This window comes from Amycolatopsis sp. lyj-84 (genome assembly GCF_046549075.1).
In the GTDB taxonomy this organism is placed as follows: Bacteria; Actinomycetota; Actinomycetes; order Mycobacteriales; family Pseudonocardiaceae; genus Amycolatopsis.
In genome coordinates this window covers 270769-284967 of record NZ_JAJPWO010000007.1, presented here as the reverse complement: position 1 = coordinate 284967, position 14199 = coordinate 270769, and the positions used below count along the sequence as shown (strand labels likewise).

Annotated in this window: 20 protein-coding genes; 6 read left to right on the top strand and 14 right to left on the bottom strand. The window is 70.0% G+C overall.

Annotated elements, in window-relative coordinates:
• Window positions 1-25: 25 nt before the first annotated feature.
• From ACLJRM_RS22840 to ACLJRM_RS22795, 10 genes are all read right to left on the bottom strand, one after another.
• Complete coding sequence (locus tag ACLJRM_RS22840) at window positions 26-595, bottom strand: NTP transferase domain-containing protein (RefSeq protein WP_410664228.1); 570 nt, start codon at window positions 593-595, stop codon at window positions 26-28.
• Window positions 588-1409 (bottom strand): IclR family transcriptional regulator C-terminal domain-containing protein, encoded by an 822-nt coding sequence (locus ACLJRM_RS22835; protein ID WP_410664227.1) that lies wholly within the window; start codon window positions 1407-1409, stop codon window positions 588-590. The genes ACLJRM_RS22840 and ACLJRM_RS22835 overlap by 8 nt, the downstream gene beginning before the upstream one ends.
• 9 nt (window positions 1410-1418) lie before the next feature.
• A complete protein-coding gene (gene pcaC / locus ACLJRM_RS22830) occupies window positions 1419-1823 on the bottom strand; it encodes a 4-carboxymuconolactone decarboxylase (RefSeq protein WP_101609738.1) in 405 nt (134 codons plus the stop codon).
• Window positions 1820-2632: a 3-oxoadipate enol-lactonase gene (gene pcaD, locus ACLJRM_RS22825; protein WP_233223007.1), complete on the bottom strand. Its 813-nt coding sequence runs from the start codon at window positions 2630-2632 to the stop codon at window positions 1820-1822. Before pcaD ends, pcaC begins: the two co-directional genes overlap by 4 nt.
• The gene (gene pcaG / locus ACLJRM_RS22820) at window positions 2625-3173 is read right to left on the bottom strand and encodes a protocatechuate 3,4-dioxygenase subunit alpha (RefSeq protein ID WP_101609740.1); all 549 of its coding nucleotides are present in this window, start codon (window positions 3171-3173) and stop codon (window positions 2625-2627) included. The genes pcaD and pcaG overlap by 8 nt, the downstream gene beginning before the upstream one ends.
• Complete coding sequence (gene pcaH / locus ACLJRM_RS22815; protein ID WP_101609741.1) at window positions 3173-3907, bottom strand: protocatechuate 3,4-dioxygenase subunit beta; 735 nt, start codon at window positions 3905-3907, stop codon at window positions 3173-3175. Before pcaH ends, pcaG begins: the two co-directional genes overlap by 1 nt.
• 29 nt (window positions 3908-3936) lie before the next feature.
• Window positions 3937-5115 carry a thiolase family protein gene (locus ACLJRM_RS22810; protein ID WP_410664226.1) on the bottom strand — a complete coding sequence of 393 codons (1179 nt, stop codon included), beginning with the start codon at window positions 5113-5115 and terminating at the stop codon, window positions 3937-3939.
• Window positions 5112-5867, bottom strand: a complete 756-nt coding sequence (locus ACLJRM_RS22805; protein ID WP_101609743.1) for a CoA-transferase subunit beta — start codon at window positions 5865-5867, stop codon at window positions 5112-5114. Before ACLJRM_RS22805 ends, ACLJRM_RS22810 begins: the two co-directional genes overlap by 4 nt.
• The gene (locus ACLJRM_RS22800) at window positions 5864-6673 is read right to left on the bottom strand and encodes a CoA transferase subunit A (protein WP_410664225.1); all 810 of its coding nucleotides are present in this window, start codon (window positions 6671-6673) and stop codon (window positions 5864-5866) included. Before ACLJRM_RS22800 ends, ACLJRM_RS22805 begins: the two co-directional genes overlap by 4 nt.
• A 246-nt stretch (window positions 6674-6919) precedes the next feature.
• Window positions 6920-7054, bottom strand: a complete 135-nt coding sequence (locus ACLJRM_RS22795) for a hypothetical protein (RefSeq protein ID WP_410664224.1) — start codon at window positions 7052-7054, stop codon at window positions 6920-6922.
• Between the two features lie 157 nt (window positions 7055-7211).
• Here ACLJRM_RS22795 and ACLJRM_RS22790 point away from each other — a divergent pair, with 157 nt between their 5' ends.
• Complete coding sequence (locus ACLJRM_RS22790; RefSeq protein ID WP_410664223.1) at window positions 7212-8177, top strand: 2-hydroxyacid dehydrogenase; 966 nt, start codon at window positions 7212-7214, stop codon at window positions 8175-8177.
• A complete protein-coding gene (locus tag ACLJRM_RS22785) occupies window positions 8174-9298 on the top strand; it encodes a glycerate kinase (RefSeq protein ID WP_410664222.1) in 1125 nt (374 codons plus the stop codon). Before ACLJRM_RS22790 ends, ACLJRM_RS22785 begins: the two co-directional genes overlap by 4 nt.
• Before the next feature lie 18 nt (window positions 9299-9316).
• Here the strand turns inward: ACLJRM_RS22785 and ACLJRM_RS22780 are convergent, their stop codons facing one another.
• Complete coding sequence (locus tag ACLJRM_RS22780) at window positions 9317-9628, bottom strand: hypothetical protein (protein WP_005153325.1); 312 nt, start codon at window positions 9626-9628, stop codon at window positions 9317-9319.
• Window positions 9629-9895: 267 nt separating this feature from the next.
• Between ACLJRM_RS22780 and ACLJRM_RS22775 the strand changes: the two genes are divergently transcribed.
• From ACLJRM_RS22775 to shbA, 4 genes are all read left to right on the top strand, one after another.
• Window positions 9896-10351: a GtrA family protein gene (locus tag ACLJRM_RS22775; protein WP_101609747.1), complete on the top strand. Its 456-nt coding sequence runs from the start codon at window positions 9896-9898 to the stop codon at window positions 10349-10351.
• A gap of 10 nt (window positions 10352-10361) precedes the next feature.
• Window positions 10362-10712, top strand: a complete 351-nt coding sequence (locus ACLJRM_RS22770) for a YidH family protein (RefSeq protein ID WP_101609748.1) — start codon at window positions 10362-10364, stop codon at window positions 10710-10712.
• A gap of 13 nt (window positions 10713-10725) precedes the next feature.
• Complete coding sequence (locus ACLJRM_RS22765; protein ID WP_410664221.1) at window positions 10726-11022, top strand: DUF202 domain-containing protein; 297 nt, start codon at window positions 10726-10728, stop codon at window positions 11020-11022.
• 250 nt (window positions 11023-11272) lie between these two features.
• A complete protein-coding gene (gene shbA / locus ACLJRM_RS22760; protein ID WP_168214378.1) occupies window positions 11273-11929 on the top strand; it encodes an RNA polymerase sigma factor ShbA in 657 nt (218 codons plus the stop codon).
• A gap of 129 nt (window positions 11930-12058) precedes the next feature.
• Here the strand turns inward: shbA and ACLJRM_RS22755 are convergent, their stop codons facing one another.
• Genes ACLJRM_RS22755 through ACLJRM_RS22745 form a run of 3 tightly spaced genes read right to left on the bottom strand, consistent with a single transcriptional unit; the run spans window position 12059 to window position 14150 of the window.
• Entirely contained in the window at window positions 12059-12883 is an 825-nt protein-coding gene (locus tag ACLJRM_RS22755) for an amidohydrolase family protein (protein ID WP_410664220.1), read from the bottom strand.
• Window positions 12880-13851, bottom strand: a complete 972-nt coding sequence (locus tag ACLJRM_RS22750; RefSeq protein ID WP_410664219.1) for an aldo/keto reductase — start codon at window positions 13849-13851, stop codon at window positions 12880-12882. Before ACLJRM_RS22750 ends, ACLJRM_RS22755 begins: the two co-directional genes overlap by 4 nt.
• Window positions 13848-14150, bottom strand: a complete 303-nt coding sequence (locus tag ACLJRM_RS22745) for an L-rhamnose mutarotase (RefSeq protein ID WP_101609752.1) — start codon at window positions 14148-14150, stop codon at window positions 13848-13850. The genes ACLJRM_RS22750 and ACLJRM_RS22745 overlap by 4 nt, the downstream gene beginning before the upstream one ends.
• Between the last annotated feature and the right edge of the window lie 49 nt (window positions 14151-14199).

Below are 14199 nucleotides of genomic sequence, written 5' to 3'. Positions count from 1 at the left end.
ATCGTATGCCCCGGGGAGCGCGAGATCAGCCTGGAAGATCCTCGCGGCGGTCCACGTCGTGCCCGGTGCCGAGGTCGCCGCATTCGACGAGCCGCAGGTCCGGGCGTCCCTTCAGCCAGTCTCGCGCGCCTTTGTCCCCGGACGCGCCCGCCACGATCTCCGGCCACCAGCGGCGGCCGAGTACGACGGGATGACCGGGAACGCCGTCGTAGGTGGCGCGCGCGACAGTGTTCCCATCGGCTCCGGCGGCGACTCGGCGCACCACGTCGGCACCGACGCCGGGCAGATCCACGAGATGCACGACGGCGGCTTCGGCGCCGCTCTTTTCCAGTGCGTTCAGGCCCGCGCGGAGTGACGCACCCATGCCGGACTCCCAGTCTTCGGCCAGGACGGCGACCTCAGGACCCGGCAACAGCCTGCGGACTTCCTCGGCCGAGGCACCCAGGACCACCCGGACCGGTGCGCAGCCGGCGTCGGCCAGCACTCGCAAGGCCCGGATGACGAACGGCTCACCGTCGAGAACGGCGAGCGCCTTCGGCCCGCCGAACCGGCGCCCGGCCCCGGCCGCGAGCAGCAGCCCGGCGACCTCAGCCATGCCCTGCCTTCGTGTTTCCTGCCTTGGTCGGCGGCGCCGACGCCAGATCGGCCTCGATGGCCTGTGCCGCCACGAGCAGCGACGGCAGCAGTTCGCGCTCGACCGACTCCGGCGTCGTGCGGCTGGCGTGGGTGGAGAGGTTGACCGCGGCCACGACCCGGCCCCACCGGTCCCGGATCGGCGCGGCGATCGAGCGGAGACCTTCTTCGAGCTCCTGGTCGACCATCGCGTAACCCTGCCGGTAGACCCGCTTCAGCTCGGCGATCAGGTCCTGCTGCCTGGTCAGCGTGTGCGCGGTCAGCTTCTCGAGCTTGGCCGCGTCGAAGTAGCCGTGCAGGTCTTCGCCTTCGAGGCCGGCCAGCAGAACGTGCCCCATCGAGGTCGCGTGGGCCGGGAAGCGGGTGCCGACGTTGATGCTGACGGTCATGATCCGTGAAACGGCCACGCGCGCGACGTAGACGATGTCCAGGCCTTCGAGCACCGAGACCGAACTCGACTCGTGCACCTCGGCGGACAGCCGTTCCAGATGCGGCTGGGCGACCTCGGGCAGCGACAGACTCGACAGGTACGAGTAACCGAGTTCGAGGACCCGTGCGGTGAGCGAGAAGTACTTGCCGTCCGTGCGCACGTATCCCAGGTCGACGAGGGTCAGCAGGAACCGGCGGGCGGCCGCCCTGGTCAGCCCGGTGGAGCGGGCGACGTCGCTCAGCGTGAGTTCCGCCGCGTCCGCGTTGAACGCCTTGATCACCGCCAGCCCGCGTTCCAGCGACTGGACATGGTGCGCTCCGCGCTCGGTCACCTCGCCTTCGTCCATACCGGAACCCTAACCGCCACCCTCTTCCTGGGCCGCAGGCTCACCGAGTTCGGCCAGCACCCGCTGGGCGACGGCGAACGCCGCGTTGGCGGCCGGGGCACCCGCGTAGACGGCGGTGTGCAGCAGGACCTCGGAGATCTCCTGCGCGGTAAGTCCATTGTGGACGGCGGCCCGGACGTGCATGGCGAGTTCGTCGTGGGCGTGCAGCGCGGTGAGCGCGGCCAGGGTGACGCAGCTGCGGGTCTTGCGGTCGAGTCCGTCGCGCGACCAGACCGAACCCCAAGCGCCCCGGGTGATGTAGTCCTGGAACGGGCGGCTGAACTCGGTGGTGCGGGCGACCGCGCGGTCGACGTGCGCGTCACCGAGGACTTCGCGGCGCACGCGCATGCCTGTCTCGTAGGGATCTTCGCTCATCTGGCCACCTCCAGTTGTTCGAGGATCAGCGCGGTGAACCGCTCCGGCTGTTCGAAGCTCCCCAGATGCGCGGCGCCTTCGACGACCTCGAGCCGCGCGTCCGGAATGCCGTCCGCGATCACCTCGGCGTGCTGGACCGGCGTCGCCGGGTCCTCGGCCCCGGCGATGACCAGGGTCCGCGCCAAGATCTTGGGCAGGTCACCGACGAGGTCCATCCGTTCGATGGCCTCGCAGGACGCCGCGTACCCCTCGGCGGGGACGTTCGCGATCATCTCGCGCAGGAACGCGACCTGCTCGGGATAGGCGGCGGCGTAACCGGCTGTCACCCAGCGGCCGGCCCCGGCTTCGGCGACCGAGCCGGTGCCGTTCTCCCGGACCGTCCGCGCCCTGTCGGCCCACATCCGCGGCGGCCCGAGTTTCGCGGACGTGCAGCACAGCGTGAGGCTCTCGATCCGGTCCGGCGCGTTCACGCCCAGCCACATCCCGGTCATCCCGCCGAGCGAGAGCCCGACGAAGTGAGCGCGTCCGACGCCGTGCTCGTCGAGCAGTGCGAGCAGATCACCGCCGAGATCCTCCAGCGTGTACGGCCCGGACGGCACCGGGGACGCGCCGTGCCCGCGGGTGTCGTACCGGATCACCCGGAACCCCTTGGCCACCAAGGGTTCGACCTGCGGCTCCCACATGCGGTGGTCACTGCCGAGCGACCCGCTGAACACCACGACCGGACCGTCCTCGGGCCCTTCCGCGACACTGTGCACTTTGACAACACTGTGCACCTTCACCGGCTCGGACATCGAAAAGCTAGACATCGAAGAACACCGTTTCCCCTTGGCCCTGGAGCCGGATGTCGAACCGGTAGCCGTCGCCGGTCGCGGTGGCGATCAGCGTGCCCCGGCGGGCCTCCGGCACCGAGGCCAGCACCGGGTCCTGGGAGGTGTCGTCGTCCTCGAAGTAGATCCGGGTGACGACGCGGTGCAGCAGCCCGCGGGCGAGCACCGAGACGTCGATGTGCGGCGCCTGGGAGCTACCCGCCGGACCGGGCACCACGCCGGGCTTGATCGTCCGGATCTCGTAGTTGCCACCGGGATCGGTCGGGCAGCGCCCGAAGCCCCGGAACCCGCTCGCGACCGCTCCACGCGGATCGTCGGGGTGGTCGAACCGGCCGTCGGCGTCGGCCTGCCAGGTCTCGATCATCGCGTCCGGGACCGGTTCGCCCGCACCGTCGAGGACCCGGCCGTGGATGCGGATCGCGGCCGGTTCGCCCGCGGGAACGACGTCCGGCCCGTCCGGCCAGGGCAGGCCGATGGACAGGTACGGGCCGACGGTCTGGGAAGGCGTCGTCTCCGGCATCAGTGCTCGTCCTCCTCGTCTTCGAAGACCGACGCCTCGCGGCCGCGCACGACGATGTCGAACTGGAAGGCCAGCGCCCACTCGGCTTCGGTGCGGTCGAGGTCGAACCGCGCGATCATCCGCTGCCGGGCGTTCTCGTCCGGAATGGAGTTGAAGATCGGGTCCTGCGAGAACAGCGGGTCTTCCGGGAAGTACATCTGGGTGACCAGCCGCTGGGTGAACGCGCTGCCGAAGACGGAGAAGTGGATGTGCGCCGGCCGCCAGGCGTTGTCGTGGTTCTTCCACGGGTACGCGCCCGGTTTGATGGTGGTGAAGGTGTAGCGGCCCTCGCCGTCGGTCAGCGTCCGGCCCGCGCCGTCGAAGTTGGGGTCGATCGGCGACGGCCAGCGGTCACCGGTGTGCCGGTACCGGCCACCCGCGTTCGCCTGCCAGATCTCCACGAGCGAATCCCGGATCGGGTGCCCGTCGCCGTCGAGCAGCCGCCCGGTGACGATGATCCGCTGTCCCTGAGGCTCGCCCTCGTGCCCCTGGGTGAGGTCGTTGTCGAACTCGCCGATCCGCCCCGGCCCCAGCGCGGGCCCGGTGACCTCGGTCAGCAGATGCGGGAGCACGATCAGCGGCTCCTGGGGGTGCCGCAGCGCCGTCGACCGGTAACCGGCGTAGTCGAGCGGCGGATGCGTCCCTTCCGGATCGCGCCGGTAGCGCGGGAGCCTCAGTTCTGCGGGTGCGGACATGCTGCCTCCTCCAGGCGCGGGTCAGTGGCTCAGCGGGCTTCGAGGACGACGGCCAGCCCCTGGCCGACGCCGATGCAGATGGCCGCCAGCCCCCATCGGCCGCCGGTGCGGCGCAGGTGATGGGCCAGTGTGCCGAGGATCCGGCCGCCGGAGGCGCCCAGCGGATGCCCGATCGCGATCGCTCCGCCGTTGACGTTGACGATCTCCGGGTCGAGCTTCGACCAGTCCCGCAGACAGGCCAGCGACTGCGCGGCGAACGCCTCGTTCAGTTCCACCGCCGCCAGGTCTTCCCAGCCGATCCCGGCCCGTTCCAAGGCGATCTCGGCCGCGCGGACCGGGCCGATGCCGAAGACGTCGGGGTCGACGCCCGCCGCGCCCCGTCCGGCGATCCTGGCCAGCGGCGCCTTGCCGAGCCGCCGGCCCGCGGCCTCGTCGCCGAGCAGCAGCGCGGAAGCGCCGTCGTTGAGCGGCGACGCGTTCGCGGCCGTGACCGTCCCTTGTGGACGGAAGACGGGCTTGAGCTTCGCGAGTTTCTCCGGGCTGGAGTCCGGCCGGATGCCTTCGTCACGAGTGAGTTCGACACCCTCGACGGGGACGACGTGATCGTCGTAGAACCCCTCGTCCCAGGCGCGGGCGGCGTTGACGTGGCTGCGGACGGCGAACGCGTCCTGCTCGTCGCGGCCGATGCCGTACCGCTCGGCGAGTTGTTCGGTGGACTCGCCGAGCGAGACCGTCCACTGCTCGGGCATCTTCGGGTTGACCATGCGCCAGCCCAGCGCTGTCGAGTACAGCGTCTGGTTTCCGGCGGGGAAGGCCTTCTCCGGCTTCTGCATGACCAGCGGTGAGCGGCTCATCGACTCGACCCCGCCCGCGACGGCGAGCGAAGCGTCGCCGACCTGGACCGACCGGCTCGCCTGCATGACCGCGTCGAGACCGGAGCCGCACAGCCGATTGACGGTCGCACCCGGGACCGTCGTCGGCCAGCCCGCCAGCAGCGCCGCCATCCGCGCGACGTTGCGGTTGTCCTCGCCCGCGCCGTTGGCGTCGCCGAGCACGACCTCGTCCACGGTGGCCGGGTCCAGGTCGTTGCGCTCGGCCAGCGCCCGCAGCACGGTGGCGGCGAGGTCGTCCGGGCGGACGCCGGACAGGGCGCCGCCGTACTTGCCGAACGGGGTACGGATGGCGTCGAACAGGAAGACGTCGGTCATGCGCTCGCCCTTTTGAGGTCTCGGAGGATGCGGAGTTCTGCCTCGGTCGGCGCCGGGGTGGTTCCCAGGTCGCCGGACACCTTCAGTTTCCACCCGGTCGCCTCGACGACCTGATCGACCTCGATCCCGGGATGCAGTTCGGTGAGCGTGAGCTCGGCGGTCTCCGGGTCGGGCCGCATCAGGCCGAGGTCGGTGACCACCAGCGTCGGCCCGGCGCCGGGGAGACCGAGGCGTTCGCGATCGCCCTTGCCGGTGCCGTGACCGAACGACGTCACGAAGTCGACCTTCTCGACCAACGTGCGGGTGCTCTGCCGGAGCACCACGAACACCTCGCGGCAGGAAGCGGCGATCTCCGGCGCCCCGCCCGCCCCGGGCAGGCGCACCTTGGGGTTGGCGTAGTCCGGGCCGATGACGGTGGTGTTGATGTTGCCGAACTTGTCCAGCTGGGCGGCGCCGAGGAAACCGACGTCGATCCGGCCGGGCTGGAGCCAGTAGTTGAAGACCTCGGGCACGCTGACCACGGCGTCGGCGGTGTCGGCGAGTTCGCCGTCGCCGATGGACAACGGGAGCCGGCTCGGTTTGGCGCCGAGGCAGCCGGATTCGTAGATCAGCGTGAGGTTCGGCGCGTGCCCGCGGCGGGCCAGGTTCGCGGCCGTGCTGGGCAGGCCGATGCCCACGAAACAGGACATCCCGTCGCCGAGCGCGCGAGCGGCGGCGACGCTCATCATCTCGTCGGAGGTGTACTCGGTCATGCCTTCACTCCCGTCAGCTCGTCGAGCCAGCGGGTGAAGCTCTCCCTGTCCCGGCCGATCGCGTCCCATGCCTGGTAGGCGTCGTTGTCCCGTTCGTAGTACCCCGCCGCGTACGACGGCTTCGCGCCGCCGGGAACCTCGGCGACGGCCGTGACCGCCCACGACGGCAGCACGATCGCGCCCGGGCGGGGTTCCAGCTCGTCCACGACCTCCTCGACGGTGACCAACGACCGCTTCGCCGCCAGCACCGCTTCCTTCTGCACGCCGGTGATGCCCCAGATCTGGACGTTGCCTGCCCGGTCTGCGCGCTGGGCGTGCACGATCGTCACGTCCGGGTTGAGCGCGGGGACGGCGGCGAGTTGCTCCCCGGTGAACGGGCAGGTGATGGGCTTGATCGTGTCGGTCTGCGCGGGGAGATCGGTGCCCGTGTAGCCGCGCAGCACGGCGAACGGCAGGCCCGACGCACCGGCGACGTAGCGATTCGCCATGCCCGCGTGACTGTGTTCCTCTATCTCCAGGGGTACCGGCCACGAGTGCTGGACCGCGTCGCGGAAGCGGTGCAACGAGCCGACGCCGGGGTTGCCGCCCCACGAGAAGATCAGCTTGCTCGCGCAGCCCGCGCCGATGAGCTGGTCGTAGACGATGTCCGGAGTCATGCGGACCAGCGTCAGGCCGGTGCGGCGCTGACGGATGATCTCGTGACCCGCGGCGACCGGAATGAGGTGCGTGAAGCCCTCGAGCGCGACGATGTCCCCGTCGCGCACCAGCCGCGCCACGGCCTCCTTCAACGACAGCAGCTCCGCCATCCCCACTCCCGGCTTGTTCGTATCGCGCACACTTGTTCTGCATCTGAACATAGCACAGCCGAGCGAGTCGGGGCACTCCTTCTTTGGTGGGCTGAAGGGGCCTTTCACCGCGTGACATGCAGCGAAGGGGCCCTTCACCGCGTGAGACGCGGGGAAGGGCCCCTTCAGCTCATCAGTGGACCTGACGCACTCACGGGAGCGATCCGGCACCGTCCGAAAAGGACTACTCGAGTGCACCGATCCCGCTCAGTCGACCCCACTGCCCGGCGGGAACCATTCGACGGCCTTGACCTTCCGCCCCGACGCCGGACCGGCCGCGACGAGCGTCGTGGCGAGGACCAGCGCGGCACCGACGGCCGCCAGTTCTCGTGATCGTTTCATCTTGCACCCCTCGAATCCCCTGCTCGCGGAGGTTTTCCGCCCTGACGACCATCCGGGGTCCCCGACGGTGACGACTCCCCCGCGCAGGGGAAGCGCCTCCCTCATGACGGGGATCCGAGCGTTTGGGATACCAACCGCCGCACACTAGGCTGAGGGAGTGACCTCGACGATCGCGGTGACCCGGTGGATTCCCGACGAAGCGCTGAAAGTGCTCGCCGAAGCCGGGGAGGTGAAGCTGTCGCGCGCCGATCGGCCGTTGACGCCGGACGAACTGCGTGAGTTCGTCCGGGGCGCGTCCGCCATCGTCGGCATGCTGCACGACCGGATCGACGGCACGGTCGCCGACGCGGCGGGCCCCGATCTGAAGGTTGTGGCGAACGTGGCCGTCGGCTACGACAACGTCGACGTCCCGGCGCTGGCCGAACGCGGCGTCACCGTCACCAACACCCCCGGCGTGCTCACCGACGCGACCGCGGATCTGGCGTTCGGACTGCTCCTCGCGGTCACACGACGGCTCGGTGAGGGCGAACGGCTGATCCGGTCGCGTACCCCGTGGTCGTTCCACCTGGGTTTCCTGCTCGGCTCCGGCCTGCAGGACAAGACGCTCGGCATCGTCGGGCTCGGCCAGATCGGGCAGGCGGTCGCGCGGCGGGCGCTCGGTTTCGGCATGCGGATCGTCTACTCAGGACGATCGCGGGCCGCCGAGGACGTCGAGAAGACCTTGGGCGCGAAGTACGTGTCCGTCGGCGAACTTCTGGAAAGCTCCGACGTCGTTTCCCTGCACTGCCCCCTGACACCGGAGACCCGCCACCTCATCGACGCGGACGCGCTGAAGTCGATGAAACCGGGCGCGTACCTGATCAACACCACCCGCGGCCCCGTCGTCCACGAGGCGGCGCTGGCCGACGCGCTCGAAGCCGGGGAGATCGCCGGAGCGGGCCTCGACGTGTTCGAAGCCGAACCCGAGGTCGAGCCGCGCCTGCTGGATCGCGAAAACGTCGTCTTGACGCCGCACCTCGGATCGGCGACGGTCGAAACCCGTACTGCCATGGCCGTGCTCGCGGCCGAGAACGTCGCGTCGGTGCTCACCGGCGGAAACCCCCTGACGGAGGTTCGTCCATGACTCGTGTCGTCATCGCGCCCGACAAGTTCAAGGGAAGCCTGACCGCGGTCGAGGCCGCGGAGGCGATCGCCCACGGCGTCCGCGACGCGCTGCCCGAGGCCGAAGTCTCCTCTTGCCCGGTCGCCGACGGCGGCGAAGGAACGCTCGACGTCCTCGTCGCGGCGGGCGGCCGTCTCGTGGAACTCCCGGTCCGCGGGCCGCTCGACGACACCGTCGACGCGCGCTACGTGATGCTCGACGGGACGGCCTACATCGAATCGGCCCGCGCGTGCGGGATCGAGTTCGTCGAGCCGAGCCCGGAAGTGGCGCTGGCCGCGCACACCTGGGGCGTCGGCGAGCTCCTCGCGCACGCGCTCGACCACGGCGCGCGGCGGCTGGTGCTGACGGTCGGCGGAACCGCGAGCACCGACGGCGGCGCCGGGATGCTGGCGGCGCTGGGCGCCGGGGTGTTCGACGCGTTCGGCGCACCGGTCGGACTCGGCGGCGGCACGCTGGGCCGCGTCGCGTCGGCCGAACTCGGCCCGGTGCGCCACCGGCTCGGCTCCGTCGAGGTCGCCGTGGCCACCGACGTGACGAACCCGCTGCTCGGACCGCGTGGGGCGGCCGCGATCTTCGGGCCGCAGAAGGGCGCGGGCCCGCGCGAGGTCGAGCAACTGGACGAATCCTTGAGCCGCTGGGCGCAGGCGTTGCGGAACGCCGGGACCACCGACGTCTCCGACCTTCCCGGAGCGGGCGCGGGAGGCGGGGTCGCGGCAGGCGCGATCGCGGGACTCGGCGCGTCGGTCGAGTCCGGTTTCCAGCTCATCGCCGGGCTCACCGGGGTCGCCGGCGCCATCGAAAGCGCCGACCTCGTCATCACCGGCGAGGGCTCACTGGACGAGCAAAGTCTCGACGGCAAGGCCCCGGCGGGCATCGCGGCGCGCGCGCAGGAGCACTCGGTACCGCTGATGGTGCTGGCCGGGCGGATCCAGCTGGACGAGAGCCAGCTCGCCGGCCTCGGTGTCGTGGGCAGCGCCGCCCTGATCGACCACGCGCCTTCGCTCGACCACGCGCGTGCGCACGCGGCGGAACTCCTGCGCGAGCGGGCCGGCGAGCTGGTCCGTGCCTGGGCCCGGACTTAAAGCCTGAACCCGCCGGGCTCAGCTGCCAGGCTGGGGCTGAGCCTGCGGGAGTACGGCGAAGGCGACTTCGCCGGTCTCGTCCTGCTGGACGTCGAGCACCTTGTCATCGAGCAACGCGGCCGCTTCGGGCTCCAAGAACACCTTCGGGCCGCCGTCCGCGCCGAGCACCTTGTCGCCGCTTTCCGGTTCGGGGGCGACGGAAACCGCGAGCTGGGGACTGTCCCCCTGCTGGGAATGCATCGCGAAACGCAGCCCGCCTCCGTCTTGTCCGTTTTCCTGCCCGGTCAGTGCGGTGATCGCCTCGGCGGCGGCTTCGGTGACTGTAAGCATCTCTGCCCTTCCTTCGTCGCGGTCTTGCACTTGACGGACCACGCTAGGGGGTCTCGGCATGGCCTGCCGTCTGAGTGAAGATCATTTTCAGCCGATGTCCGGCTCCTCATCGGACGTCGGCCGGGGCGTGCTGTACTCGACCCGGCCCTTGTGGCCTACCCGATGGCGCCGACGACCAAACGGCGACGGACGCTGTCGCGGGGATCACAGCCCCCAGCGGGTTTACTGGCTTCACAAGTTTGTGAAACAAGGAGTAGCGTCGTCGGTATGACCACCACCAGGTGGGCGCCAGGGCACCGGATCATCCGGCGCGCGCCGGAACGGCACCACGAGCTCGGCCACCATGCCGCGTGGTACGTCGTCGCCGGTGTCGTCGCCACCGGCCTGCAGGCGGTGCTGTTCCTCGTCCTGCAGCCGATCCTCGGCCCCCAGGTGGCCAATCTGGTCGCGCTCGCGGTCACGACCGTCGGGAACACCGAGTTCCACCGCCGGGTCACCTTCGCCACCCGGAAGAGTCATCCGGGCAAACGGCACTTCCAGGACCTGATGACGTTCGCTTTTTACGCCGTCTATGGCTCGATCGTGCTCGCGTCACTCGACGCGGTGATCACCGAGCCGACCGCACTGGAGCAGACAGGCGCCCTGCTCGCGGCCAGCGTTGTGGGCGGCATCGCGCGCTTCGCGGTCCTTCGCTGGTGGGTTTTCGCGCGACGCAGCGCCTAGTGTTCGTCGGGTGACAGAGATCAACGGACCGCACGAAGGTGGTTCGGAACCCGATTACCGCTTCACCCTCGCCAACGAACGGACCTTCCTCGCCTGGCTCCGGACGGCGCTGGGCCTGCTGGCCGGCGGCGTCGCCGTCCATCAGCTGGTTCCCGACCCGAGCGCGCTGAGCACCGTCCTCGCGGGACTGTGCGTCGTGCTGGCAGCCGTCCTCGCGGCGTCCGCGTATCCGCGCTGGCGGCAGGTCCAGAGCGCGATGCGCGAGGGACGGCCGCTGCCGAAGAGCGGGCTGCTGGTCCTGCTGACGGCCGGAATCCTCGTGATCACCCTGACCGCCGCGGCCCTGGTGGTCTTCTCGTGAACGTGAAGAGCACGTGAGCGATCACGGAGCGCAAGCGGAACGGACCGGGCTGGCCTGGCGCCGGACAGCGCTCGCGGCTACTGCCTGCACACTCCTGCTCTTGCACACGGCCGCCCGGCAGGGCTGGGGGACGGCGGTCATCCCGGTCGTGGTCGCGGGCGTCATGGTGGTCGTCCTGGTCGCCATCGGCTCGATCCGTGAACGGGCACTGCGCGGGGCGGACACCCCGAAACCTCTTAACCCAGCCCTCGCTGTCACCGCGTCGGCACTCGTCGTAGCGACGGCGGTCGCTTTGATCGCGGTGCGCTAAGGGCCGCGCACATCCTGCGATCGCGGCCGCCTTCTTCGCGACGCAGAGTCTCGGTTGTATTAAGCCGACTCCGTCGAATGGGCTATCTCTAGTTGAAATCTTTACTGCCGTCCGATCGGCGCCTACGATTACGCTGCGTCGCATCGGCGGCAGGTGAATCTGATCTTACGGAGCATCTGCCGCCTTGAATCGTTACGGAGTGTTGACCCCTCGACAGCGACGGTCGCAGGGTCGGCCGGGGAGGACGACCATGCAAACCATCTCCAGCGCGTCCAGATCCGTCACCCCCGATGCGGTTCCCGGATACACGACTCCGGAGAACCTGCCTCGACCGGGCGGACGGCTGACGAAGGAGGATCTCGACCCCCTCGTCAAAGACGCGGGCGACGGGAATCCCGCCGCGATCCAGGCACTGCTGCGGATGATCGGCCCTGTCGTGGTCCGGTACTGCCGCGCCAGGATGGGCGGCCGCGATCTGTCCTACCTGTCGGCGGACGACGTCGCGCAGGAAGTCTGCATGGCCGTGCTGAAGGCACTGCCGGGCTACCAGGACCGCGGCGGTTCGTTCCTCTATCTCGTGCACGCGATCGCCGCCAACAAGGTCGCCGACGCCTACCGCGCGGTCTCCCGCGACCGGTCGGAGCCGGTACCGGAACTCCCGGAACGGCCCATCGGCGACAACGAGCCCGAAACGCACGCTCTGCACCTGGACCTCGGCGCCCGGCTCAGCCGTCTGCTCTCCACCCTTCCCCGGGTGCAGCAAGAGATTCTCGCCCTCCGCATCGCCGTCGGCCTTTCCGCCGCCGAAACCGCCGAGGCTCTCGGGATCTCCGCCGGCAACGTGCGCGTGACGCAGCACCGCGCGCTGGCCCGCCTGCGGACGATGGTCAAGCAGGACGAGTTCTGATCTTTTCTCCCCCTGCCGCAGGTCGTCGATCGGCGGTTCGCAGGCGCCCGGACCCCGCGCCGCCCACTTTCTTCTTCTCCCCGGACTTACCTCGTGAGTGGTAAGTCCGGTTAGAACCGTCTTTACCACTCACGAGAGGCGGTACGCCCGCCGCGCGGTGCCGTCGAAGAACTCCAACCGCTCCGCGTCGCTCAACGAACCCGTCAGCGAAAAGGCCGTGTCCACAACCACTTCGTACGCGGCCGCGAGTTCGCAGACCGGCCAGTCGGAGCCGAACATCAGCCGCGAAGCCCCGAAGGACTCCAGCACGTGCTCGGCCCAGCGCGCCAGATGTCCGACCTTCCACTGTGCCCAGTCCGCCTCGGTCACCAGCCCCGAGAGCTTGCAGTACACATTGTCCAGCTCCCCCAACGCCGCGACGCCGTCCGCCCACGGCTGCCATTCCCCCGAAGAGATCGGCGGCTTCGCGGCATGGTCGAGCACGAAGACCTGGTCCGGTAGCGCGGAAGCCGCCGCGAGGGCCGCCGGGAGCTGGGGCGGCTTCACCAGCAGGTCGTACGCCAGCCCGGCCTCACCGAGCGCGGCGAGACCACGCGAAACGTCGGGCCGCGTCAGCCAGGAAGGGTCCGGTTCGTCCTCCACCTGATGCCGGATTCCCACCAGGGGGCCGGAAAACGCGGCCACGCGCTCCGCGACGTCGGGGGCGGTGAGGTCGGTCCAGCCGACGACACCCGCGATCAGCGGTTCGGCACGAGCGGTGGCGAGGAACTCGTGCGTCTCCTCCTCCGACGAGACCGTCTGCACCAGCACGGTGCCCTTCACCCCCGCCGCCTTGGTCACCGTCCGGAGATCGTCCACTGTGTACGGACGACGGATCGGTTCCAGCGCCGTACCCGTCATCCACGGGTAGTGCCGCCGCGAGGGATCCCAAAGGTGGTGGTGCGCGTCGATCACGACTGTCCTTCCGGCCGCAGCGGGGTGTCCTCTCGCAACAGTCCCGCACGGATCAGGTCCGTCCACAACTCGCGCGGCACCGGGCGCCGGAACCGTTCCGCGTTGAGCCGGACCTGGCCGGGATCGTGCGCGCCGACGACGACGGACACCACCGCCGGATGCGCGGCGGGCAAACCGAGTGCGGCCTGAGGCAGTTCGACGCCGTGCCGCTCGCAGACCTCGGCGATCCGCTGGGCCCGCTCGACCAGTTCGGCCGGGGCCTCGGCGTAGTCGTACATCGTGCCCGGCGACGCGGTGGCGAGGATCCCGGCGTTGAACGCGCCCCCGACCACCACGTCCACACCGCGTTCCACGCACAGCGGCAGGAGATCGTCCAGTGCGGGCTGGTCGAGCAGCGTGTACCGCCCGGCCAACAGGATCACGTCGAGGTCGAACCGGCGGACGAACTCCGCGAGCATCGGCGCCTGGTTCATCCCGGCCCCGATGGCGTCGATGACGCCCTGCTCCCGCAGTTCGAGCAGCGCGGGGAACGCGCCGTTGACGGTGTCCTCGAAGTGCTCGTCCGGATCGTGCACGTAGACGACGTCCACGCGGTCGAGCCCGAGGCGCGTCAGACTGTCCTCAAGCGACCGGAGGATCCCGTCGCGACTGAAGTCCCAGCGTCGTTTGTAGGCCGCGGGGACGACGAAACCCTGCGAGTCGGTGCGCGAAGCACCGGCGGGATTCGGTTCCAGCACCCGGCCGACCTTGGTCGACACCACGAAGTCCGCGCGGGAGCAGGCCGAAAGCGCCTCGCCCAGCCGCCGTTCCGACAGGCCGAGACCGTAGTGCGGGGCGGTGTCGAAGTACCGGATGCCTTCGTCCCACGCCTGCCGGACGGTCGCTTCGGCCGTCTCGTCGGTGATGGCGTGGTACAGGTTGCCCAGCTGCGCGCAGCCGAGCCCCAGTGGGGACAGGGAGATCTTCACGGAAGCTCCCAAACCAGGCCGAGGCCCGAATCGTCGCCCGAGTAGTCGTCTTCGACGTCGAGCAGCTCCGACATCCTGGCCTGCCAGGGAATGTTGGCCGGATGCTCGCGCAGGGCCGCGCGCATCTTCGCGTAGTCCTCGACCTCCACCACGTGGAACAGGTCGAGACCGTCGCGCCAGATCCGCCACGAACGCACACCCGCACCGCGCAGCGCTTCGTCGAGGTCAGGCGGGATGACGGCGTGGACCGACTCGTATTCGGCCTCCTTGCCCGGCTTCAACCGGGTGTGGAGTGCCACTCTTTGTAGTGCGACACCGTGGGTCACCGCGCCTCCTCAGCTCGAAACA